This is a genomic window from Pseudonocardia phyllosphaerae (genome assembly GCF_046546475.1).
Lineage (GTDB): Bacteria > Actinomycetota > Actinomycetes > Mycobacteriales > Pseudonocardiaceae > Pseudonocardia > Pseudonocardia phyllosphaerae.
The window spans coordinates 41,948-63,783 of the sequence record NZ_JBKGXS010000013.1 but is presented as its reverse complement, the minus strand read 5'-3'; the positions used below and the strand labels follow the sequence as shown (position 1 = coordinate 63,783).

20 protein-coding genes are annotated in these 21,836 nt (G+C 70.6%); 13 read left to right on the top strand and 7 right to left on the bottom strand.

What is annotated here, in order from left to right:
• Positions 1-5: 5 nt before the first annotated feature.
• The gene (locus ACLE50_RS21445) at positions 6-1,130 is read right to left on the bottom strand and encodes a glycosyltransferase (RefSeq protein WP_410945411.1); all 1,125 of its coding nucleotides are present in this window, start codon (positions 1,128-1,130) and stop codon (positions 6-8) included.
• 99 nt (positions 1,131-1,229) lie between these two features.
• On the opposite strand from ACLE50_RS21445, the gene ACLE50_RS21440 reads away from it, so the two are divergent.
• From ACLE50_RS21440 to ACLE50_RS21425, 4 genes are all read left to right on the top strand, one after another.
• Positions 1,230-2,423 (top strand): glycosyltransferase family protein, encoded by a 1,194-nt coding sequence (locus tag ACLE50_RS21440; RefSeq protein WP_410945410.1) that lies wholly within the window; start codon positions 1,230-1,232, stop codon positions 2,421-2,423.
• A gap of 212 nt (positions 2,424-2,635) precedes the next feature.
• The gene (locus ACLE50_RS21435; RefSeq protein WP_410945409.1) at positions 2,636-3,727 is read left to right on the top strand and encodes a glycoside hydrolase 5 family protein; all 1,092 of its coding nucleotides are present in this window, start codon (positions 2,636-2,638) and stop codon (positions 3,725-3,727) included.
• A gap of 150 nt (positions 3,728-3,877) precedes the next feature.
• Complete coding sequence (locus ACLE50_RS21430) at positions 3,878-5,446, top strand: polysaccharide biosynthesis tyrosine autokinase (RefSeq protein WP_410945408.1); 1,569 nt, start codon at positions 3,878-3,880, stop codon at positions 5,444-5,446.
• 18 nt (positions 5,447-5,464) lie between these two features.
• Complete coding sequence (locus ACLE50_RS21425; RefSeq protein WP_410945407.1) at positions 5,465-6,937, top strand: O-antigen ligase family protein; 1,473 nt, start codon at positions 5,465-5,467, stop codon at positions 6,935-6,937.
• 43 nt (positions 6,938-6,980) lie between these two features.
• On the opposite strand, the gene ACLE50_RS21420 is transcribed toward ACLE50_RS21425, so the two are convergent.
• Both ACLE50_RS21420 and ACLE50_RS21415 read right to left on the bottom strand, forming a co-directional pair.
• Positions 6,981-8,222 carry a lipopolysaccharide biosynthesis protein gene (locus ACLE50_RS21420; RefSeq protein WP_410945406.1) on the bottom strand — a complete coding sequence of 414 codons (1,242 nt, stop codon included), beginning with the start codon at positions 8,220-8,222 and terminating at the stop codon, positions 6,981-6,983.
• On the bottom strand, positions 8,219-8,767 hold the full coding sequence (locus tag ACLE50_RS21415; RefSeq protein WP_410945405.1) for an LbetaH domain-containing protein: 549 nt from the start codon (positions 8,765-8,767) through the stop codon (positions 8,219-8,221). Before ACLE50_RS21415 ends, ACLE50_RS21420 begins: the two co-directional genes overlap by 4 nt.
• Before the next feature lie 128 nt (positions 8,768-8,895).
• Between ACLE50_RS21415 and rfbC the strand changes: the two genes are divergently transcribed.
• The 3 genes from rfbC to ACLE50_RS21400 are packed head-to-tail and all read left to right on the top strand — an operon-like array spanning position 8,896 to position 12,133.
• The gene (rfbC, locus tag ACLE50_RS21410; protein ID WP_410945404.1) at positions 8,896-9,465 is read left to right on the top strand and encodes a dTDP-4-dehydrorhamnose 3,5-epimerase; all 570 of its coding nucleotides are present in this window, start codon (positions 8,896-8,898) and stop codon (positions 9,463-9,465) included.
• Complete coding sequence (locus tag ACLE50_RS21405; protein WP_410945403.1) at positions 9,462-10,745, top strand: NAD(P)H-dependent oxidoreductase; 1,284 nt, start codon at positions 9,462-9,464, stop codon at positions 10,743-10,745. Before rfbC ends, ACLE50_RS21405 begins: the two co-directional genes overlap by 4 nt.
• Positions 10,746-10,798: 53 nt before the next feature.
• Positions 10,799-12,133 carry a glutamate-1-semialdehyde 2,1-aminomutase gene (locus ACLE50_RS21400; protein ID WP_410945402.1) on the top strand — a complete coding sequence of 445 codons (1,335 nt, stop codon included), beginning with the start codon at positions 10,799-10,801 and terminating at the stop codon, positions 12,131-12,133.
• Positions 12,134-12,139: 6 nt separating this feature from the next.
• Here ACLE50_RS21400 and ACLE50_RS21395 read toward each other — a convergent pair whose 3' ends face one another.
• Genes ACLE50_RS21395 through rfbD form a run of 4 tightly spaced genes read right to left on the bottom strand, consistent with a single transcriptional unit; the run spans position 12,140 to position 16,496 of the window.
• Complete coding sequence (locus ACLE50_RS21395; protein ID WP_410945401.1) at positions 12,140-14,059, bottom strand: alkaline phosphatase D family protein; 1,920 nt, start codon at positions 14,057-14,059, stop codon at positions 12,140-12,142.
• 15 nt (positions 14,060-14,074) lie between these two features.
• A complete protein-coding gene (locus ACLE50_RS21390; RefSeq protein WP_410945400.1) occupies positions 14,075-14,752 on the bottom strand; it encodes a GOLPH3/VPS74 family protein in 678 nt (225 codons plus the stop codon).
• Between the two features lie 14 nt (positions 14,753-14,766).
• A complete protein-coding gene (gene rfbA / locus ACLE50_RS21385; protein WP_410945399.1) occupies positions 14,767-15,654 on the bottom strand; it encodes a glucose-1-phosphate thymidylyltransferase RfbA in 888 nt (295 codons plus the stop codon).
• Positions 15,651-16,496, bottom strand: a complete 846-nt coding sequence (rfbD, locus tag ACLE50_RS21380; RefSeq protein WP_410945398.1) for a dTDP-4-dehydrorhamnose reductase — start codon at positions 16,494-16,496, stop codon at positions 15,651-15,653. Before rfbD ends, rfbA begins: the two co-directional genes overlap by 4 nt.
• Positions 16,497-16,573: 77 nt before the next feature.
• On the opposite strand from rfbD, the gene rfbB reads away from it, so the two are divergent.
• Genes rfbB through ACLE50_RS21350 form a run of 6 tightly spaced genes read left to right on the top strand, consistent with a single transcriptional unit; the run spans position 16,574 to position 21,720 of the window.
• A complete protein-coding gene (rfbB, locus tag ACLE50_RS21375; protein ID WP_410945397.1) occupies positions 16,574-17,545 on the top strand; it encodes a dTDP-glucose 4,6-dehydratase in 972 nt (323 codons plus the stop codon).
• A 20-nt stretch (positions 17,546-17,565) separates the two neighbouring features.
• On the top strand, positions 17,566-18,171 hold the full coding sequence (locus ACLE50_RS21370; RefSeq protein WP_410945437.1) for a dTDP-4-dehydrorhamnose 3,5-epimerase family protein: 606 nt from the start codon (positions 17,566-17,568) through the stop codon (positions 18,169-18,171).
• A 10-nt stretch (positions 18,172-18,181) separates the two neighbouring features.
• On the top strand, positions 18,182-19,522 hold the full coding sequence (locus ACLE50_RS21365) for a UDP-glucose dehydrogenase family protein (RefSeq protein WP_410945396.1): 1,341 nt from the start codon (positions 18,182-18,184) through the stop codon (positions 19,520-19,522).
• Positions 19,523-19,531: 9 nt separating this feature from the next.
• Entirely contained in the window at positions 19,532-20,974 is a 1,443-nt protein-coding gene (locus tag ACLE50_RS21360; RefSeq protein WP_410945395.1) for a DUF2252 domain-containing protein, read from the top strand.
• A 10-nt stretch (positions 20,975-20,984) separates the two neighbouring features.
• Positions 20,985-21,251, top strand: coding sequence for an aa3-type cytochrome oxidase subunit CtaJ (gene ctaJ, locus ACLE50_RS21355; protein WP_410945394.1), 267 nt, complete (start codon positions 20,985-20,987; stop codon positions 21,249-21,251).
• The gene (locus ACLE50_RS21350) at positions 21,238-21,720 is read left to right on the top strand and encodes a DUF5130 family protein (protein ID WP_410945393.1); all 483 of its coding nucleotides are present in this window, start codon (positions 21,238-21,240) and stop codon (positions 21,718-21,720) included. The genes ctaJ and ACLE50_RS21350 overlap by 14 nt, the downstream gene beginning before the upstream one ends.
• Positions 21,721-21,836: the final 116 nt, after the last annotated feature.

Below are 21,836 nucleotides of genomic sequence, written 5' to 3'. Positions count from 1 at the left end.
GTAGATCAGCTCCCTGATGTCGTGGTCGGCTGAGGACGGGTGGTCAGACGAACGGCGGAGACCACATCCTCGGCGGCCCGCCGGGGCGAGGCGAACCACGTATCGGTGTCGTCGAACCACCGCGGTCCGTCGGCAACCGCTCTACGCAGGGCTGCTGTGAGCGCGGGCACGTCCGGTTCGGTGACGTCGACGCCGCAGCGTCCACGGAGGTTCGACGCGATCCCGCATCGGTCGGAAACGATGACTCTGAGTCCGGCCACATGCGCCTCCAGCGCGGTGTAGCCGTAGACTTCGTCGGTGCTGGGGAGTGCCAGTGTGTGGCAGCGGGCGAGCACCTCGAGAACGTCCTGGGGCTGTAGAAAACCGAGAAACCGCACCCGGTCGGCGATCCCGAGTTCCATGGCCAGAGCTTGCAGCGCCGACTTGTCGACGCCGTCGCCCACGATCTCCAGAACGGCGTCACCGCCAGTCGCCGCGAGCGCCCTGAGCAGGGAATGGACGTTCTTGCGTTCGATCAACTGGCCGATGCAGGCGAAACGGTGCGGGCCCTCGGTGGGGGTGTGTGCCCGTAGCGCTCGCACGCGCGGTCCGTAGATCTCGACGTCGACCGAGTTGACGGTCTCAACGATGCGCGAGGCCGGTGTGCCGTTCGTCAAAGCAGCGGCGGCGGCGGACGGCCCCGGTACGAGAACGGCTCCTGCATTGCGGAAGACCCACGACCGGAGAGCGTCAGCGGGACCATTCTTTACGGATCGGCTGGCCATCGTGCTCTCGGCGTAGATGAGGTAGGGGATCCTCCGGCGCCGAGCGGCGAGGATGCCGTGCAGGGTCGCCGGTTGCCACCAGACCTGCACGACGAGCGCGTCCGTGGCCCGCAGGAATCGACCGACGACTCCGGGACGCAGCAGGCCCACCTCCTCACCCAGTCTGCGCCGAACCGCCGGCGGTAGTGGGAGTGGGACCGACGGAAGGACCGAGGACGGATAGCCCGGATGCGGTCGCCAGACGAAGTTGCGGAAGCGCTCGCGGCGGGCGAAGAAGCCGACCTCCAGGTCGACGAGACGGGCGAGCTCGACGAACATCGGCTCCCGGTACGGAGCCTGCACGTTGTTGAGCCAGGCGATTCTCATGTCAGTGACTTCGGTGGCGGCGACGCGACGTTACGGGGCCCGGGTAACACTGAGTGGCGATCGGGCGAGGACCTCGCAGACCACGAACGAGGACAGGGGGTGTTCATGCAGGTGATCCGGTGTTTGGTCGCCCGGGTGGCAGGACTTCTCTCCCCGCTGCTGGTCCGGCGAGGATCGACGGACGGGCGTGTGGCGGACACCCGTACCCACTCCGGAGGGGTGGCCGTTCTCGAGACCGAGCCGGAGGGGCACCGGCTCCAATATCTCGGCCATCTGGTGCGCGCAGCGGGGCCCGGGCACAGCGTCGTGATCACCGGCAGGGAGGCGTCCGAGTCCGACGAGTTCCGTACTTACCTCGGGCCGGAGACACAGACGGTTCTGCTGCCTCCGAACACGTCAGCGACGATGTCAGCCGCGATCGGTGCGGCCGTCGATTCCGGGATGGGCACTCTCGTGGTCCCCGACGCCGACCGCCACCTGGCTGCCGTCCTATGGCTGCTGATACGCAGTCCCGCGCTGCCACTGGAAATCCGGCTGCTGGTCATGCGCACCCCGGAGATCGGCGGACCAGAACGATTGCGCCCAGCGATGCTGGCCAAGCCGTTGCTTGTGCAGCTTCTACGCACGTTTCCCCAGGTTCGCGTCTCGTTCCTGACCGACGCGTTCGGGATCGTCGCCCGCCGTCGTGGCTACCCGGGAGTCCTCGGCCTGCCGGATCCGGTCGTCGTGACTGACGAGCCCGCCCTCCAGCCTCCGGACTGGCTGCCGCCCGCTGACCCCGAAGCCGTCCGAGTGGGGGTGCTGGGGGTGATCGGCGCCCGCAAGAACCTGCCGTTGCTGGTGGAAGCGGCGACTGTGGATCCGTCTCTGAGGATTGTCGCAGCCGGCCGTCTCGACCCCGAGATCCGCGAGTACACCGGGACCCCTCCCGCCCAAGCACTTCGCGAAGCCGGACGGCTCGTCCTGGTGGACCGGCTGCTCAGCCCTGAGGAGTTCGCCGCGGCGCTCAACCATCTCGACGTGGCCGCTGTACTGCACGACAACGACGCACCGAGCGGGATTCTCGCCGAGGCGAGTCTTCGTGGTACGCCCGTGATCGTGACAGACGGTGGGTGGCTCGCCCGCGTCGTTCGATCCACGGGTATCGGGGCAGTGGCCGGCCTGGACGCACGCTCGGTTGCTGCTGCTGCTCGGGTGGTCGGGAGTAACCGTAACCACTACTCCGCGGTGGCACGAGCACGCGCCGTCGCTCTCGGAACGTCGGCATTCACCGACGGACTGCTGGGCCGATGATCGAATCCGAGCAGGGATTGCGCGTGGCGTTGTCGTACTCGGCTCGACGGGCTCGTCTATGACTCGCTGGCCGCGAGTCGTAACGCCGGGACAGTTTCGGACGAGCACCTTGATACAGGTGACGTAGAGGTCTGCGTCCGTATGGATCGCTGGGTAGGCGGTGGGGCCCAGGGGCCCGGGGAGGACAGAACCGGATGGCAAGATGCGGCGACGTGCGGTATCGAGGGGGCACTCCGCGCAGCCTGCTTGTTCTGCTCTCGCTCGCTGCTCTGTTCCTGGGCGGGTGCACGGTGCCAGCGGCCACACCTCCTGGGCCGGAAGAGCGGCCTCCGCCCGACCTCTACGGCATCCATGAAGACATCCACTACGACCAGTACAAGATCGCTCCGATGCTCGACCGGATCGTGCCGGCTGGGCTGAGGTGGGTGCGGTTCCAGATGCTTTGGACCGGTGTCCAGAGCGGCGGACCGGATCAGTACGGATGGGGCGTATACGACACGGCCTTCGCCCAGCTGCACTCGCGAGGCGTGCGACCGCTCGCCGTACTGAACGGAACTCCGACCTGGGCCAGGCCCGCAGGATGCACGGGCGACTCCTGTCCGCCGCGTGACCCTGCCGAGTTCGCACGGTTCGCGGCAACGGCGGCGCAGCGGTATCCGGGCACCACATGGGAGATCTGGAACGAGCCCAACATCCAGTCGGCTTGGGCCAGTCCCGACCCGGCCAAGTACACGGAGCTGCTCAAGGCGGCCTACGCGGCGATCAAGAAGACGGACCCCTCGGCGACGGTCATATCCGCCGGGCTGTCCCCGACCGGCACGGTGGAGGGGAAGGTCGTCTCGCCCATTGAGTACCTCAGCGGCATGTACGACGCCGGCGCAGGCCGGTACCTGGACGGGGTCGGCTGGCACCCGTACACCTTCCGATCGGACTTCGGCAGGTACAAGCCGGACAGCGGCTGGTCGCAGATGGCGGACACGCCGGTGAGCGCGCGCAGCATCATGATCGACCACGGAGATGCGGCCAAGAAGATCTGGGCCACCGAGTTCGGCGACAGCACGTCGCCCGGAAACTCCACCGAGGACCAACAGGCTGATCTGATCGCCCGCGCCATCCATGCATGGGCCGGCTACGACTTCGCAGGTCCATTGATCATCTACAACTACCAGGACCGGCAGAACGATGCCGGGAGGACGAAGTCAGACCTCTACGGGATCACACGTTCCGACGACAGCCCTAAACCGGCTCTCGGCGTGATCACCGAGACCATTCCGGAGGTGCTGCGCGGGACGCGTTCCCGATAGCTGCTCGGTTGGGAGCGGGGCCGGGACGACGTGGCGTGTGGATCCTGTCGGTGACGGACTCCGATGTAACGCCCGACCCCTTGAGCCTGATTTCACGATGGGGCGCTGCCCCATCCCAGCACTCGGACCTTCGACGATCGGTGGTAACCGGTGGACATCTCGGACAACCTGCGGACTCTGCGGGAGCGATGGCACATCGTCGTCGCCGCCGTCATCGTGGGGCTGCTCGGGGCCGGCGTCGCCTGTGTTTTGCGGCCAGTCACCTACACGGCCTCGGTGACGATGTACATCGCCGCCCCGGGGATCCAGGACTCGAACAGTGCCGCATCCAATGGGCAGCTGGCACAGGAGCGCGCGAAGTCATACATCGAACTCGTGCACTCGACTCCGGTGATGGAACAGGTGATCCGGCAGCTCGACCTGAACGAGTCGCCCGACGACCTGGCCTCGCGGATCAGGGTGGACCACCCGCTGGAGTCAACGGTGCTCGAGGCCCAGGCGGACGCTCCGGAGCCGGAGGCCGCCGCGCGGCTGGCGAACGAGTACGGGCAAGCATTTGCGGGGTTCGCCACCGGTCTGGATTCCAACCGAGGTAGCGCCGACGAGCAGAACCTGACGGTACGGGTTGTCCAGTCTGCGGTGCCGCCGGCGGCACCCTCGTCGCCGGGTGTCGCGATGATCCTCGGCCTGGGTTTGCTGATGGGCCTCGCGGTCGGTGTGTGTGCCACGCTTCTCGGGAACCGGCTGGACCGGTCCGTGCGTACGGCCTCGCGACTGTCGACCGCGGCCGGTGGGACCCCCGAGCTGGGGTCGATCCCCAAGGTGGACAACGTCGACGCGGCTCTTCTCGCCGGCGCGGACCCCTCCTTCAGCGAGGAGGTCCGTCGACTCCGCACGAGCGTGTGCCACTCGTCCGCAACGACGTACGGTGTCGTGCCGCGCTCACTGCTGGTGGTCAGCTCGGTTGAGCGCGAGGGACGCTCATCGACGGTCGTGGCTCTCGCGACGGCGTTCGCCGAGGCTGGTAACGAGGTGCTCGTCGTCGATGGTGACCTGCGACGTCCTCGGCTGGGGGAGATCACCGGTGTCCGTCGGACGGGAGGTCTCACTGCGATCCTGACGGGACACGCCGCGCTATCCGACGTAGTGGTGTCCTGGCGGGAGCGTATTGACGTAGTTCCCAGTGGGCCGGTACCGGAACACCCGGCGGCTCTCCTCGGCTCATCGCACTTCCGCGACTTCGTACGGGAAGTCGAAGGCCGGTACGACATCGTCCTGATCGACTCTTCGCCACTGGTGCCAGTGATGGATGCGGTCGGGATGGCCGAGGTGATCGCCGGTGTCGTACTCGTCGGCTGTGCGTCCCACACGACGCTCACCGATGTGAGGTCGGCGGTGTCGCTACTCCACCGGGCACGTGTCAGGCCGTGCGGCACCGTGCTGACGATGGCGCCCCCGTACGACGGCGGAGCTCGCTCCCGCTACGTTGCCGACCCGGTGTCGACGGGCGACCAGAGCGCGACCCGGCTCCGTCCCGTTCCTGGGCCACGAGGCGATTCACGCGCAGACACCGAGTCGCCGACCGCCCGCATCCCGGTTGGGGCAGCCGGGCATGGTGGCCATGAGGGCGAGGCGCAGGTCGGCGACAAGATCCGTGACAACCTGGATCGCTCCGGCTCCGCTCCGGCCGAGGGCGGTAGCCCCGCCCAGCGCCACTGACGGGATCGGGGGTCGTCGATGGGCCTCGGCGTGGGGCAGTTGCGGGAACGACTGACTGCGTACTGGTCGCTGGTCCTCATAAGCGCTGCCGGTGTCGCCGGGATACTGGGTCTTCTCGCGGGCTACCGGTGGCGCTACCTGCTGATGACGGTCGTCCTCGTGATGGTCACAGCAACGTGCTTCATCGGCCCCCGGAGCCGTCTGGTGGTGAGCGTCGCCGGCGCGATGCTCGTGTTTCAGTCCGACCTGGGCACCCTCAAGTACGCGTATTTGGGCTTGGTCACGCTCTGTTTCGCACTGAGTGTGCGAAACCTTCTCCGGGCAGGCTCTCCCGAGATGAGACGCGACCTCGGTCCGCTTCTCTGGGGCGCGGCCGCTCTCACCGCGTACCTGACATTCACCGTGCTGGTGGCGCGGCACAACGGAACACCCACCAATTGGTGGATCCGAGACGTGCTTGCGTACTACATGCTCGTGATGCTGCCGTTCATCGGAATCGACGCCGGCCGCTACGCGAACTGGCGCTGGACCCAGATCTTCATGGCGATCCTCGCCGTCGTGAGTAGCGTTGGCTTCGCAACGGATTGGCTCGAGCGTCGCGGAGTCTCGGCGTTGCCCTTCGGTCGATTCGTCTTGTCGACGGCGGCCCTCGTTGCGCTCTGCTTCTGCTTCTCGCTCGCGGCGGCTGGGACGGCGCGGCGCCTACCCGCGATGATCGTCTGGTCGACGGTCACGGCGACGATCCTGGTGGCGCTGACAGTTTCCGGTACTCGTAGTGGCCCGTTCGTCGTCGGGCTCGGCGCGCTCGGGCTCATTGGTTCGCGTGTCAAATGGCGTATCCCTTGGCGCCGTCTCCTGGTGCTGCTCAGTGCAATTGTAGTGTTGCTGGTGGCAGTGGTTCCGATCGCAGCTGGTCTGCTGATCTCCGACTCGGGCTTTCTCGACGATCGCATATTGGATGCACTCAAGGTCTTCGAGGGTGGAGCGGCCGCCGACCAGAGCTTTACCGCCCGGGAGAAGAGCTACAGTTGGGTCGGTACCGCATTCGAGCAGCACACGTGGCTCGGAACCGGCCCCGGGTACCTGTACCCAATGCCCGACTTCCCCGAGATGAAGACGGTATCGCTCGACACCCCGTTCATCGTTCCCGCTAAGTTCGGCGTGGTCGGGGTGGTCGTGATCGTGCTCTACCTGGTGGGGCTGTTGTCGTGCGTCGTACTGCTCCGCCGTCGCAGCGGTTACTCGACTGGCTACACGGTCTTCCGGGGGTTCGCCGGCGCCATGCTCCTCTTCACCCCGTTCGGACCGTGGCTTGAGGACAAGGGATTTCCGCTCGCCATCGCGGTCGCCTTCCTCTTGGTCGTGCCGCTGGACAAGTCCCGAAGGGCAGCCGGATCGGCGAGCTCGGTGAGGCACGACTTACCGGTTGGTCCGATGAACGGGCCGCGTACCGATGGCCATCCTGGGTGGCCGGTCGCGGCGGGCGGCTGATCGATCGGGACTCCCCGCCGGTGGTTGTTGGTGGGTCGCCCACCTATGGCTGCGTGATAGCAGCCGGGGGTTGCGGCGATGCGATCTGCGTCGGTGGTCGCCGCAACCGGATTGCCAAGTGCAACTGAATGTACAGCTGACTGAGTACGAAACCCGCCGCTGCCCACGCGGCGCTGCCGGTCAGTGCGAACAGGTAGGTCGTGACGAGACCGGTTGTGAGGCCGATCGTGATTGCTCGTCCGACAGTCCCTTCGTAGCCACGATTTTGCAGTATCGTCGCGGCACCCTGGTTCAGCGTGCTGAGCGTGCAACCGATCGCCAACACGGACAATACCCAGCCGGACGCGGCGAACGCGGGTCCCAGGATCCAAGGCATAACCCAAGGGCCCACCGAGGCAGCGAGGAGCGGGGCCACCGCGAGGACCATGGAGAAGCGCCGGACCCGCCGCTCCTCCGCACGCAGGAGTTCCAGATCGCCCTGCGCCCGGGCCAACCAGGGAGCTCCCACTAGCGCCAGCGCGGACGACAGGAACAGGAGCGGGCCGAGCAGACGTCCCGCACCCGAGTAGAGACCGGCGATGGTGAGACCGCCACCGAGGGTCACCAGCGGGGTGTCGAGTTGTTGGCCGACTGCTGACAGCGACACCAGACCGAACGAGGCTGCGCGCCGTTGCATGGCTACACCGTCCGCGATCGAAACCGCACCGCCCGGGCTACGGCCGAGGAAATACCGTCCGATGATGGCCTCGCCGAGGTAGCCGACGACGAGTCCCGCAGCCAGGGCGAGAGTGGGGTCGCCGAGCGCAAGGATCAGGACGGTGACCAGGAGCCCCGCTGTACGCCCCGCGACCTGGGCGGTGGCGGCGCGAGTGAACTGCTCCGTTGCCCGCAGGAGCGCATTCATCGCCCCGGCCTCCCAAAGGAGTGCTCCGACCAGGGAGAGCAGGGCAGCGGGGAACGGGTCCGGGACGAGCAGCAGACCCACGACAGCTACGGGTGCGATGAGGAGCGGGATGAACCTGCGCTTCAACCGGACCATTCCGAGAACGGTGGACCTGGCGACCCTGCCGGACGCGAGTTCGCGCACCAGCAGGTTCGCCAACCCGAAGTCGAACACCGTCGCGCCGATCGTGCCGACGGCGAACGTCGTGGTGACCGAGCCCAGCTCAGTCGGGGTGATCCGGCGGATCGCCAGAATGAACATCACGCCTACGAGGACCTGACTGAGCGCCAGCGCGCCGGCCACACCGCTGATTCGGCCCGCCAGTAGCCGCGCGCCCTTCACCGGCTCCGCCCCGGGGCAGTGGTCTGCGGCTGGAACAGGATGGCCCCGGCCCGGACCATGTGGTGCGCGACCACTCCCGACCCAACGATCGCATGCGGTTCGACGACGGTGCCTGCGAGCAGGGTCGCCCGCGCGCACACCCACGCACCGCGGCCGACGGCGATCGGGGCGTTGGTGTGCTCGAACCCGGGGTCGTGCCGGTCGTGCGAGCCGGTGCACAGCAACGCCTCCTGGCTGATGCAGGCGTGCGCCGCGACGGTGATCTCGTCCAGGTTCAGCAGCCACGCGCCGTGCCCGATCCAGGCCGGACCCTCGATCCGCAGCCGCCACGGCCAGTGGATGCGCACCTCCTGGCGGATCAGCACACCATCACCGACCTCGGCGCCGAAGGCGCGCAGCACGGCGGGGCGCAGCCGGGCGGGGAACCACCACTTCTGGAACACCGCGTTGCTCACGACGTGCCAGGCGATCTGCCACGGCAGCGATCGGCCCTTCTCGTAGCGGTGTCCGGTGTGCGCGGCCAGGTTCAGGTCGGGCGTCGTCACGTGGAGAGGTTCGCCAGGAGTGCCGCTGCCGTTACCGCCGGTCACCCACGGTGTCCGGCCGCGTTATCCCGGTCACCGCGACAGGGGGTGGCGGCAACCCGGACACCCCGGTACGCGACCCTAGGAGTATGGACATCCACCCGACGCCGCTCCCTGGTTCGGCGCTGATCGACCTCAAGCGACTCGAGGACGACCGTGGGTTCTTCGCCCGCGCCTTCTGCGAGCAGGAGTTCCTCGACGCCGGGCTCGACCCGACGATCACCCAGTGCAACCTCTCGTACAACCACGAGGCGGGCACCCTGCGCGGCTTCCACTACCAGCTGGAGCCCAACGCCGAGGTGAAGGTCATCCGCTGCGTCCGCGGCGCGATCTACGACGTCATCGTCGACCTCCGCCCGGACTCCGACACCTACCTGCAGTGGTTCGGCGCCGAGCTGTCCCAGGACAACTACACGGCCATGTACGTGCCGCGGAACTTCGCGCACGCCTACCTGACCCTGACCCCGGACGCGACGACGATCTACCAGGTCTCGACGCCCTACACCCCGGGCGCCGAGCGCGGCCTGCGCTGGAACGACCCGACGATCGGCGTCGAGTGGCCGATCGAGGTCGCCCACATCTCCGACAAGGACGCGAACTGGCCGCTGCTGGCGGACAACCCCGACTTCGCCGACACCCTCGCGGAGGCCCGCCGATGATCATCGTCGACAACGCGCTCGCCAAGCGCGCCGCGGAGAACCGGCCGATCCGCGTCGGCCTGGTCGGCGCCGGGTTCATGGGCCGCGGCCTGGTCAACCAGATCACGAACTCCGTGCCGGGCATGGACGTCGTGGCGATCGCCAACCGCACCGTGGCCACCGCGGTGCGCGCCTACACCGAGGCCGGCCTGGAGCCGGTCGAGGTCTCGACGACCGCCGAGGTCGACGACGCGATCGCCGCCGGCACCCCGGCCGTCCTCGGGGACGCGTTCGCCCTGGTCGCCGCGCAGAACATCGACGTGCTCGTCGACGTCACCGGCGCGGTCGAGTTCGGCGCCCGGGTCACCGTCGCCGCGATCGACCGCGGCCTGCCGGTGGTCACGATGAACGCCGAGCTCGACGGCACCGTCGGCCCGCTGCTGGCCGAGCGCGCCCGCAAGGCCGGCGTGATCCTCACCGGCGCCGACGGCGACCAGCCCGGCGTGCAGGCCAACCTGCTGCGCTTCGTGAAGGGCCTCGGCGTCACGCCGCTCGTCGCGGGCAACATCAAGGGCCTGCAGGACGAGTACCGCACGCCGACTACCCAGCAGGCGTTCGCCGAGAAGTGGGGCCAGGACCCCTACATGGTCACCAGCTTCGCCGACGGCACCAAGGTGTCGTTCGAGCAGGCGATCGTGGCCAACGCGTTCGGCCTGACCGTCGGTAAGCGCGGCATGTACGGCCGCGACCACGCCGGCCACGTCGACGAGCTCACCACCGCCTACGACGTGGACGAGCTGCGCGAGCTGGGCGGCGTCGTCGACTACGTCGTCGGGGCCAAGCCGGGCCCGGGCGTCTACGTGCTGGGCACGCACGACGACCCGAAGCAGCGGCACTACCTGAACCTGTACAAGCTGGGCGAGGGCCCGCTGTACTGCTTCTACACGCCGTACCACCTGTGCCACTTCGAGGTGCCGAACACGATCGCCCGCGCCGTCGACTTCGCCGACGCCGCGCTCACCCCGCCGGCCGGCCAGCTGGTCGACGTCGTGGCGATCGCCAAGCAGGATCTGAAGGCCGGGCACACCCTCGACGGCCTCGGTGGCTACGACACCTACGGCGTCGCCGAGGCGAGCTCGGTGACCCGGGACGAGAAGCTGCTGCCGATGGGCGTCGCCGAGGGCTGCGTGCTGAAGAACGACGTCGCCAAGGACGCCGCGCTCACCTACGACGACGTGACGCTGCCCGAGGGCCGGCTGATCGACCAGCTGCGCCAGGAGCAGAACGAGCTGTTCGGCTGAGCCGAACCGGGCACAGCCCTAACACCGGGCGGGCCTGCGGCGACTGAGCAGGTATGACCGCCGGCTTCGCCCGCTCGAACGCTCTGCAGGACCGCCTCCACCGGCTCGTCCCCGGGGGAGCGCACACGTTCGCCAAGGGCTCCGACCAGTACCCGGAGGGCATGGCCCCGGTACTGGTCGGAGGCTCCGGCGCCCGGGTCCGCGACGTCGACGGCAACACCTACGTCGAGTACGGCATGGGCATGCGGGCGGTGACCCTCGGGCACGGCTACCGGCCCGTCGTCGACGCCGTGCGCGCGGTCCTCGACGACGGCCTGTCGTTCAGCCGCCCCACCGAGCTGGAGCTCGCCGCGGCCGAGGACTTCCTGCGCCTGGTCCCGGGCGCGGACATGGTCAAGTTCGGCAAGAACGCCTCCGACGCGACCTCGGCCGCGGTCCGGCTGGCCCGCGCCGCGACCGGCCGTGACCTCGTGGCCTACTGCCACGACCACCCGTACTTCTCCTCGCAGGACTGGTTCGTCGGCAGCCTGCCGATCCGCGCCGGCGTCCCCGAGACCACCCGCGGGCTCGCGCGCTCGTTCCCCTACAACGACCTCGACGCCGTCCGCGAGCTCCTGGAGACCGACCGCGGCCGCGTCGCCTGCGTGATCCTGGAGCCGGCGACGTCGCTGTGCGAGCCGGAGCCCGGCTACCTCGAGGGCCTCCGGGCGCTCTGCGACGAGCACGGCACCGTACTGGTCTTCGACGAGACGATCACCGGTTTCCGCTGGTCGGAGCACGGCGCCCAGGGGCTCTACGGCGTCACCCCGGACCTGTCGACCTGGGGCAAGGCGATGGGCAACGGCTTCCCGATCTCGGCGATCGCCGGGAAGCGGGAGCTCATGGAGCTCGGCGGGCTGGCGACCGACCGGGAGCGGGTGTTCCTGCTGTCGTCCACCCACGGCGCCGAAACGGTGTCGCTGGCCGCGTTCCGTGCGGTGGTGCGGGCCTACGCCGAGACCGACCCGATCGGCGTCATGGAACGCCAGGGTGCGGCGCTCGCAGCCGGGGTCGCCGAGGTGGCCAGGGCCGAGGGTGTCGAGCAGTTCCTCGACACCGCGGGGCGGCCGTCCTGCCTGGTCTTCCGCACCCGCGACGCCGACGGCAACCCGTCCCAGCCGATGCGGACGCTGTTCCTGGCCGAGACCCTGCAGCGCGGGGTGCTGGGCCAGTCCTACGTCATCTCCGCCGCGCACACCGACGACGACGTCGCGCGGACCGTCGACGCGGTCCGCGGTGCGCTGCCCGCCTACCGCAAGGCGCTGGAGACGGGGCAGCCGGAGCGGCTGTTCGCCGGGCGCCCGGTCGCGCCGGCGCACCGGTCGCTCGCGGCACCGCGGCGGCTCTGAGCCGCGTCACGCCCGCCGGGGATCGCCGAGCACCCGCAGCGCCTCCGGCCCCCGGCGGTCGGTGAACAGCTCCGCGGTGACCTGCTGCCTGCCGTCGGTGGACCCCCGGGCCAGCGACGCCCGCAGATGCAGCGACGCGGTCACCACGAACCGGTGTTCGTCGGGCCGGGAGAACTCCAGCAGCCCGAGGCCCTCCGGGTTCCCGGCGCCCAGCGAGGCCAGCGAGACCGCGGTGTGGTCCTCCGGCGACCGGTCCCGCGGCCCGGTGCTGCACAGGTCCTCCACGCTCGCCAGCACGGTGCCCGCCGCGTACTCGTCGTGCGGGCCGCGCCCGGTGAGCAGCCGGGGGAGCGCGAGCAGCCGGTCGGGCAGGGTCGCCCCGGCGACCAGCGACATCGGCGAGGACACCACCTCCAGCAGCGGCACCGACGGCGCGTACCCGAGGTAGCTGGAGTGGATGTCGCCGCCGACGGTGATCGTCGGGCGCCCGTCGCGGGCGCGGACGAGCTCGTCCCAGAACCATCCGTAGCGGTAGGTGTAGTCCGACGTGCGGGTGTCGGCCGGGCGCTTGAGCCGGTACCGCAGCGGCGCGTCGGCCTTCCGCCGCCAGCCGGGCGGGTCGAGCAGCGGCTGCGGCGTGACCAGCACCAGGATCGGCGCCTCGGCGGCGACCGCCAGGACCTCGTGCAGGTACTCGTCGTCGACGAAGGCGGAGTAGCGCGGGTCGTCGGTGCGCCGCACCCGCCGGGTCCGGGTGTCGAGCATCGCGACCTGCACCGCGCCCAGGTCGATGCGCTGCACGAGCCGGTTCAGCGGCCGGTGGACCTCACCGCGCGGCCCGTCGCGCGGCGGGCGGCGGGGATCGTCGTCGTCGAGCTGCCCGCGGGTGATCCGGCCGGTCTCGTACTCGTGCACGCTCGGGGTCTGGAACGAGCCGTAGAGGTCGAACGCGGCCCGGCTCCACGCGTCCCACTCGTCGGGATGGACGGGGTGGTAGCTCTGCACCAGCGGGTCCGTCGGCGGCGGGCCCGGGTCCGCCGGGGCCGGGATCTCGGCCCCGGGCCGGCGGCCGAGCCGCGCCGCCCACCGGCGCAGCCCGCCGACGGCCGCCTTGACGATGTTGGAGTACGAGTGCTTCGCCGTGACCGAGGCGTGCGGCCAGTTGTTCCAGAACTCGTGGTCGTCGGGCAGGAACCAGTGCGGGCCGTGCGCGAGCATCGTCCGCATGCCGCGCCGCCCGGCCTGCATGCCCCACGACGTCCAGTACTCCAGCAGTGCGTAGGTCCGCGGCGTGCGGCGCGCCATCAGCGCGTAGAACAGGGCGGGCGCGTCGGCGTAGACCTGGTCGCCGACCAGCAGTGACAGGTCCGGGGCGGCGACCTCGTCGCGCAGGTGGGTGAAGGCGGCGTCGAACTCGTCGGTGTCGTCGGTGTCGGCGTCGTAGCAGGACCCGACGAGTGCGGTGAACGACGAGCCGACCTCGATCCGGGCCGGCAGCGTGCGGATCCGGCAGGACGCGCGCAGCGGCGCGTCGCCGCCGGGACCCGCGGCGAGCTCGACGGTGGCGGTGCCGGTCGCATCCGGGGCCAGCCCGTCCACGAGCACGTGGCCGTGGAAGAACCGGGTGCCGGGCTTCCAGCCGGAGATCGGGCGCTCGTCGTCGAAGCCGTAGCGCAGCAGGGTGGTGGTGACCTGCGCGTCGCCGGCCTGGCCGCGCACGGTGACGGTCGCGTCGAGCGTCTCGGCGTCGGAACCGTGCCGGAGCGTGCCGATCCAGAGCCGCACGTGGTGCTGCCCGGCGTCCTTCCCGACGACGGCGAGGCCGGGCGTGATGTCGTTCTCCGGGCCGCCGCGGTGGCCCAGCTGCCACTGGCCGAGCCGGAAGAGCGCGTACTGGATCCGGCTGATCGGGGTGGGGGAGCGCACGGCCCCACCCTGGCATCAGGTCCCGGACGCCGTCACGACCGCCGCACCCGCGATGCTCACCGCCGCGGCCGCGACCGCCGCATCCAGCTGCGCCTTCACGACCGGGTTGGTCTTGAGGTCCTTCGCGATCTGCTTCGCCCGCCGCCGCCCGGCCCGGCTCTGCTCGCCGTCGGCGCCGTCGAGTGCGTCCTTCACCAGCTGGTTGTGGTGCAGGAACGTGACCAGCAGGGCGTCGTGGGCGCCGGGGTCGGAGCCGTCGACGAGGATCAGCTTCAGCCGGTCGCGCAGCGCGCGTTCGGGGCCGGGGTCGGCCTCGGGCAACCGGGTCGTGCGGAACAGACCGAGGACCCTGTCGCTCTGCTCCTGCAGCACCCCGTCCGCGACGAGCTGCTGTGCGGTCAGCGCGGCCGGCTTGGAGTGCTTCCACGGGAACGTGCCGAGCCAGTGCTCGATCGTGCGCGGCTTCGTCGACGCGGCCATCGTGTCGAACAGCGCCAGCAGCGCCGGATGCTCGGGCGCGTCGGCGAGGTGCAGCTTCTTCTTCGGATCGACGGTGACCGCGCCGCGGTCGATCAGGTCGCACAGCAGTGCGCCGAACAGGTTCCGCGGGTCGAACCAGCCCAGCTTGCCCGTGTCGTCGTCGAGCGCGATGAGCAGCATGTCCTCGGCGACGAGCAGCGACCGCGACCCCATCTCGCGAACACTACTCAGCGGGCGAACTGCCGCGCCACCTCGACGACGTACTCCCCGTAGCCCGAGCCGAGCTGGGCCTCGCCGAGTTTCGCGCACTGGTCGGCGTCGATGTAGCCCATGCGCAGGGCGACTTCTTCGATGCAGGCGATGCGGATGCCCTGGCGGTTCTCGAGGGTGCGGACGTATTGGCCGGCTTCGGTGAGGGATTCGTGGGTGCCGGTGTCGAGCCAGGCGAAGCCGCGGCCGAGGTCCTGGAGGTGGGCGCGTCCTTGGTGGAGGTAGGCGCGGTTGACGTCGGTGATCTCGAGTTCGCCGCGGGGGCCGGGTCGGATGGCGGCGGCGATGTCGACGACCTGGTCGTCGTAGAGGTAGAGGCCGGTGATGGCGCGGTCGGAGCGGGGGCGTTCGGGCTTCTCCTCGATGGACAGGAGCCTGCCGTCGTGGTCGGCTTCGCCGACGCCGTAGCGCTGGGGGTCGCGGACGGGGTAGCCGAACAGCACGCAGCCGGCCTCACCGGAGGTCACCTGCGCGGCCCGGCGGCGCAGCAGGTCACCGAACCCGGCGCCGTGGAAGATGTTGTCGCCCAGCACGAGCGCCGACGGGCCGCCGCGGACGTGGTCGGCACCGATCCGGTAGGCCTCGGCCAGGCCGCCCGGGTGCGGCTGCTCGGCGTAGGAGATCTCCAGGCCGAGGTGGGTGCCGTCGCCGAACAGCCGCCGGAAACCGGGCAGGTCCCGCGGCGTGGAGATGATCAGGATCTCGCGGACGCCGGCGAGCATCAGCGTCGTCAGCGGGTGGTAGATCATCGGCTTGTCGTAGACCGGCAGCAGCTGCTTGGACACCGCCGCGGTCAGCGGGAACAGCCGGGAACCGGTGCCCCCGGCCAGCACGATCCCCTTCACGAATTGACGCCCAGGTGCTCGTCGAGCGCGTCCCGCCAGGCCGGCATGGTGATCCCGGCCAGCGTCACCCGGCTCAGGTCCAGCACCGAGTTCGCCGGGCGCCGCGCCAGGTGCGGCTTGTCCGCCCCGTATTGCGCGGTGCTCACCGCGCGGACGTCGGCCGGGTCGCGCCCGCAGCGCTCGAACATCTCCCGCGCCAGCCCGCACCAGGAGACCGGCTCGCCGTCGTTGGTGACGTGGTAGATCCCCGACCCGCTGCCGGCCAGCGCGAGCACCGCCGCGGCCAGATCGTGGGTGAACGTCGGGCGTCCGAACTGGTCGTCGACGACGTCCGGGCTCGCCCCGTTCATCGCCAGCCGCGCCATCGTCGCGACGAAGTTGGCGCCGTCACCGACGACCCAGCTGGTCCGCACGACGACGCTGCGGATGTCGGCCGCGCTGAGCACCGCCAGCTCCCCGGCCGCCTTCGACGCGCCGTACACCCCGAGCGGGGACAGCGGGGCGCTCTCCGGGATCGGGCCGGGCTCGGTGCCGTCGAAGACGTACTCGGTGGAGACCTGGACCAGCGCGAACCCGTGCCGGCGTGCCGCACCCGTCAGGTACGCGGGCCCGAGCGCGTTGGCCCGCCACGCACCGGCCGGGTCGGTCTCCGCGGCGTCGACCTTCGTCCACGCGGCCGCGTTGAGCACCACGTCGAACGGGGAGAAGTCGTACGCGGCGACGGCCTCGGCGTCGCCGATGTCGAGGTCGGCGTGGCCCAGCCCGACCGGGTCCTGACCCTCCAGGCTCGCCACGAGCGCCCGCCCGAGCTGCCCGTTCGCCCCCAGCACGCATGCGCGCATCGCGCCCACCTCCGTCGGATCCGCCGGCCCGACTCTGACACGCTGATCACCGGCAGCGACAACCAGGGGAGCGGCGCGTGCGGGTAGTGGTCACCGGGGGAGCCGGGTTCATCGGCTCCTGTCTCGTGCGGACGCTGCTGGGCGCCGGCTACCCCGGCATCGACGCGACCGAGGTCGTCGTGCTCGACGCGTTCACCTACGCCGGGCGGATCGAGAACCTCGACCCCGTCCGCGACGACCCCCGGCTGCGCGTCGTCCGTGCCGACATCCGCGACTCCGCCCGGGTCGCCGAGGTGCTGCGCGGCGCCGACCTCGTCCTGCACCTCGCCGCCGAGACCCACGTGGACCGCTCGATCACCGGTGCCGCGGACTTCGTGACCACCAACGTCGTCGGCACCCAGGTGCTGCTGCAGGCCGCGCTCGACCTCGGCGTCGGCCGGTTCGTGCACGTCTCCACCGACGAGGTGTACGGCTCGATCGAGACCGGGTCCTGGCCCGAGACCGACCCGCTGGAGCCGAACTCGCCGTACTCGGCGGCGAAGGCGGGCTCGGACCTGCTGGCGCGCAGCTATTCCCGCACCCACGGGCTCGACGTCGTGATCACCCGCTGCTCGAACAACTACGGGCCCTACCAGTTCCCGGAGAAGGTGATCCCGCTGTTCGTAACCAACCTGCTCGACGGCGGCACCGTCCCGCTCTACGGCGACGGCGGCAACGTCCGCGACTGGCTGCACGTCGCCGACCACTGCCGCGGCATCGCGCTCGCCGCCGCGCAGGGCCGGGCCGGGGAGACCTACAACATCGGCGGCGGCACCGAGCTGACCAACCGCGAGCTGACCGACCGGCTGCTGGCCGCCGTCGGCGCAGGCCCGGAACGGGTCGAGCACGTGCCCGACCGCAAGGGTCACGACCGCCGCTACTCCGTCGACTGGAGCAAGATCCGCGACGAGCTGGGCTACACCCCTCAGGTGCCGTTCGACGCCGGCCTCGCCGACACCGTCGCCTGGTACGCCGGGCACCGCGCGTGGTGGGAGCCCCTCAGGCGATGACCAGCATCTCGACCCCCACGATGACCGCCACCCCGCTGACGATCGACGGCGCCTGGCTGTTCGAGCCGCGGGTCTTCCCCGACGACCGTGGCACGTTCGCCGCGCCGTTCCAGGCCCCGGCGTTCCGCGCGGCGCTCGGCTTCGACCTGACGCTCGCCCAGGCCAACCGGTCGGTGTCGCGCCGCGGCGTGATCCGCGGGATCCACTACGCCGACGTCCCGCCCGGGCAGGCCAAGTACGTCCACGTCGACGCAGGCTCGATCCGCGACGTGCTCGTCGACCTGCGGCGCGGCTCGCCGACGTTCGGCCGCCACGAGGCCGTCGACCTCTCCGCCGACGACGGCCGGGCCGTCTACCTGGCCGAAGGGCTCGGCCACGGGTTCCAGGCGCTCGAGGACGGCACCGTCGTCGGCTACCTGTGCAGCACCTCCTACGACCCGTCCGCCGAGCACGGCATCGACCCGTTCGATCCGGACCTCGCGCTGCCCTGGGTGCCAGGGCTCGACCCGGTCGTGTCCGGCAAGGACCGCGCCGCCCCGAGCCTGCGCCACGCCCTCGACGCCGGCGCGTTGCCTCTCGTCAATCTGTGCGACGAGCAGTACCGGGCACTGCGCGGCACCCGATAGCGTGCGCGCCATGTCGGAGAGTGAGCGCCCGCTGAAGATCTCGGTGATCGGCTGCGGCTATCTGGGGGCCGTGCACGCGGCGTCGATGGCCGAGCTGGGGCACGAGGTCGTCGGCGTCGAGAACGACGTGGCGAAGGCCGAGGGGCTGGCGCAGGGGCGGGTGCCGTTCTTCGAGCCGGGGTTCGAGGAGCTGCTGCGGCGCTCGCTGGCGTCGGGGCGGCTGAGCTTCACCTCCGACATCAAGGACGCCGAGGGTGCGGCGGTGCACTTCCTGTGCGTCGGGACGCCGCAGCGGCGTGGTGAGTACGCCGCGGACCTGACGTACGTGGAGATGGCGACGGCGTCGCTGCTGGACGTGCTGGGGCCCGGCGAGCTGGTCGTCGGGAAGTCGACGGTGCCGGTGGGGACGGCGGCGCGGCTGGCGGAGCTGGTGGCCGAGCGGGTGCCGGACGCGGTGCTGGCCTGGAACCCGGAGTTCCTGCGGGAGGGCTTCGCGGTGCAGGACACGCTGCACCCGGACCGGCTGGTCTACGGCATCCCGGACGGCCCGGACGGCGCCCGCGCCGAGCAGGTCCTGGACACGGTGTACGCCCGGATCGTCGCCGACGAGACCCCGAAGGTCGTCACCGACTACGCGACCGCGGAGATGGTGAAGACCGCGGCGAACTCGTTCCTGGCCACGAAGATCAGCTTCATCAACGCGATGGCCGAGCTGTGCGAGGCGACCGGTGCCGACGTCAAGCAGCTCGCGGACGCGATCGGGCACGACGACCGGATCGGGCGCAAGTTCCTCAACGCCGGGCTCGGCTTCGGCGGGGGCTGCCTTCCGAAGGACATCCGGGCGTTCATGGCGCGGGCCGGTGAGCTGGGTGCCGACCAGGCGCTGACCTTCCTGCGGGAGGTCGACAACATCAACATGCGGCGGCGGATCCGGATGGTGGAGCTGGCCCGCCAGGTCTGCGACGGGTCGCTGCTGGGCAAGCGGATCGCGGTGCTGGGGGCGGCGTTCAAGCCCGAGTCCGACGACATCCGGGACTCCCCGGCGCTGAACGTGGCCGCGCAGCTGCAGCTGCAGGGGGCGACCGTGCTGGTCACCGACCCGCAGGCGGGGGAGAACGTGCGCAGGCACTGGGCGCAGCTCGACTGTGTCGACACCCCGGAGGAGGCGGCGCGCAACGCCGACGCGGTGCTGCTGCTCACCGAGTGGCGCCAGTACAAGGAGCTCGACCCGGCCGCGTTCGGGAAGGTCGTGAAGACCCGCCGGGTGCTCGACGGCCGCAACGCCCTGGACCGGGAGGCCTGGGAGGCCGCCGGCTGGACCTACCGGGCACTCGGCCGCCGGAACCTGTAGAACACCCGCGTGACCACGCACCCGGTGTTCGACGGCCACTCGATCCTCGAAGGGGCGGCCCGCGACGCGTTCGGCACGCTGACCCGGCCCTCGACCCCGCGCGCCGAGCGCTACCGCCTCGGCAAGGACCTGCGGCAGCGGGCGAAGCGGTCGTCGCTGGCCGAGTGGTCGCCGTCGTTGCGCCGGGTGGACCCGGTCGACCTCGTGGAGCGGACCAACTCCGGCCGGGTGGATGAGCTGGTGCCGCTGCGGATCGAGCGGATGGCGAAGTCCCCGCACGCGTTCCTGCGCGGCGCCGCGGCGCTGAACGCCGCGGACTTCGCCCAGCTCCCCGCGACCGGGATCCACCCGGTGATCTGCGGCGACGCCCACCTGGGCAACTTCGGGTTCTACGCCTCCCCGGAGCGCGAGCTGGTCTTCGACCTCAACGACTTCGACGAGGCCCACCCGGGCGCCTGGGAGTGGGACCTGCGCCGGCTGGTCACCTCGACCTGGGTCGCCGGGCGCGACTCCGGCGCCTCGGAGGACGAGTGCGGCGACGCCGTCGAGGGCTGTGTGCGGGCCTACGCCGAGCACGTCGCGACCCTGGCCGAGCAGCCGCTGCTCAAGCGCTCGTTCGACATCATGGACGTCGAGGCACTGCACGCCGACCACGGCAGCGCCCGCGACGCCATCGACAAGGCCGCCCGCCGGGCCCGCAAGCGCACCAGCGACCGGGCGCTGCCCCGGTTCGTCACCGACGAGGGCGGCGAGCGCCGGATCGTCACCGAGCCGCCGCTGATCACCCACCCCGACGACGCCGACACCGAGCGGATCCTCGGCGCGCTCGACGGCTACCTGGAGACACTCCCGCCGCACTGGGCCCGGATCCTCGGCGGCTACCACGCCACGGACGTGGCCCACAAGGTCGTCGGCGTCGGGTCGGTGGGGCTGCGCGCCTACCTGGTGCTCTGCGAGGGCTCCAGCCCCGACGACGTGCTGTTCCTGCAGCTCAAGCAGGCCCGCCGGTCGGTCGTCGCGCCGTTCGTGCACGGCGGGACGGCCTGGCACGACCACCAGGGCCAGCGGGTCGTGGAGTACCAGCAGGCGCTGCAGACGGTGTCCGACCCGCTGCTGGGCTGGACCACGATCAACGGCCGCCAGTACTACGTCCGCCAGTTCCGCGACATGAAGGGCGCGATCGAGCCGGACTCGCTGTCGGCCAAGGCGCTCACCGACTACGCCGAGGTCTGCGGGAAGCTGCTGGCCAAGGGGCACGCCCGTACGTCAGGGGCGTCGATGATCGCCGGCTACCTGGGCAAGGGCGGCAAGGCGGCGCGGGCACTGCGCACCTTCGCCCGGCTCTACGCCGACCAGACCGAGGCCGACCACGACGCGCTGCTGGGCGCGATCGCGTCCGGGCGGCTGTCGGACCGGACACCTGAGCAGATCCCGGGCGGCTCGATCGGATAGGTTCTCCCCCGTGACCGTCCTGGAAACACTGCTGGTGTACGTGGGCGCGCCGGTCGCCCTCTACGCGGGTATCTGGCTCCTGGTCGCCTCCCGGCGCCGGGGCAAGCGGACCCGCTGGTCGGCGGGCGACCCCTGGCGCTACGAGCCCCTGTTCTGGATCGCGAACCCGGCCGGTGACGGCCATGCCGACCACCACCACGCGGACCACCCGCACGGTGCGGTCCCGGCGGGTTCCGACCACACCGAGACGCGCGGAGGTACCGGTGGCAAGTGGTAGTGGAGTGACCGTCTTCTCCGGCGACGAGCGGGACCTGCCCGAGGGCTCCGTGGTCACCGGGTCCGGGCGCGTCTCGGCCGCCGACCAGTTCCGCGAGCCGGACCAGTCCGAGCAGCCGTTCTCCCCGGTGGAGCTCGCCCGCCTGGACGACGCGCTGACGCTGACCAGCCGCGAGACCGGGCTGCGCTTCGCGCTCTACATCGGTGACCTCAGCGAGGACTCCCGGGCGACCGCGATCGAGCTGCACGGCCGGATCGATGGCCACGAGGACGCGGTGCTCGTCGCCGTCAGCCCCGGTCAGCGGATCCTGGAGATCGTCACCGGCTCCGAGGCGAAGGTCCGGCTGCCCGACCGCGGCGCGAAGCTGGCCCTGATGAGCATGGTCGCCTCGTTCAAGGAGGGCGACCTGTTCAACGGGATCCTCTCCGGGCTGCGCATGCTGGCCGACCAGGCCGGCTCCCGCCCCTGACCGGAGGAGCAGCTCGCCGACCGGCAGCAGCTTTGCGATATCCGGTCGGAAATTCGGTCCGTCCGGTGTGTGGTCCACACGGGAAGGGCCGGACGGCCTAAGATCCCTCCCATGGC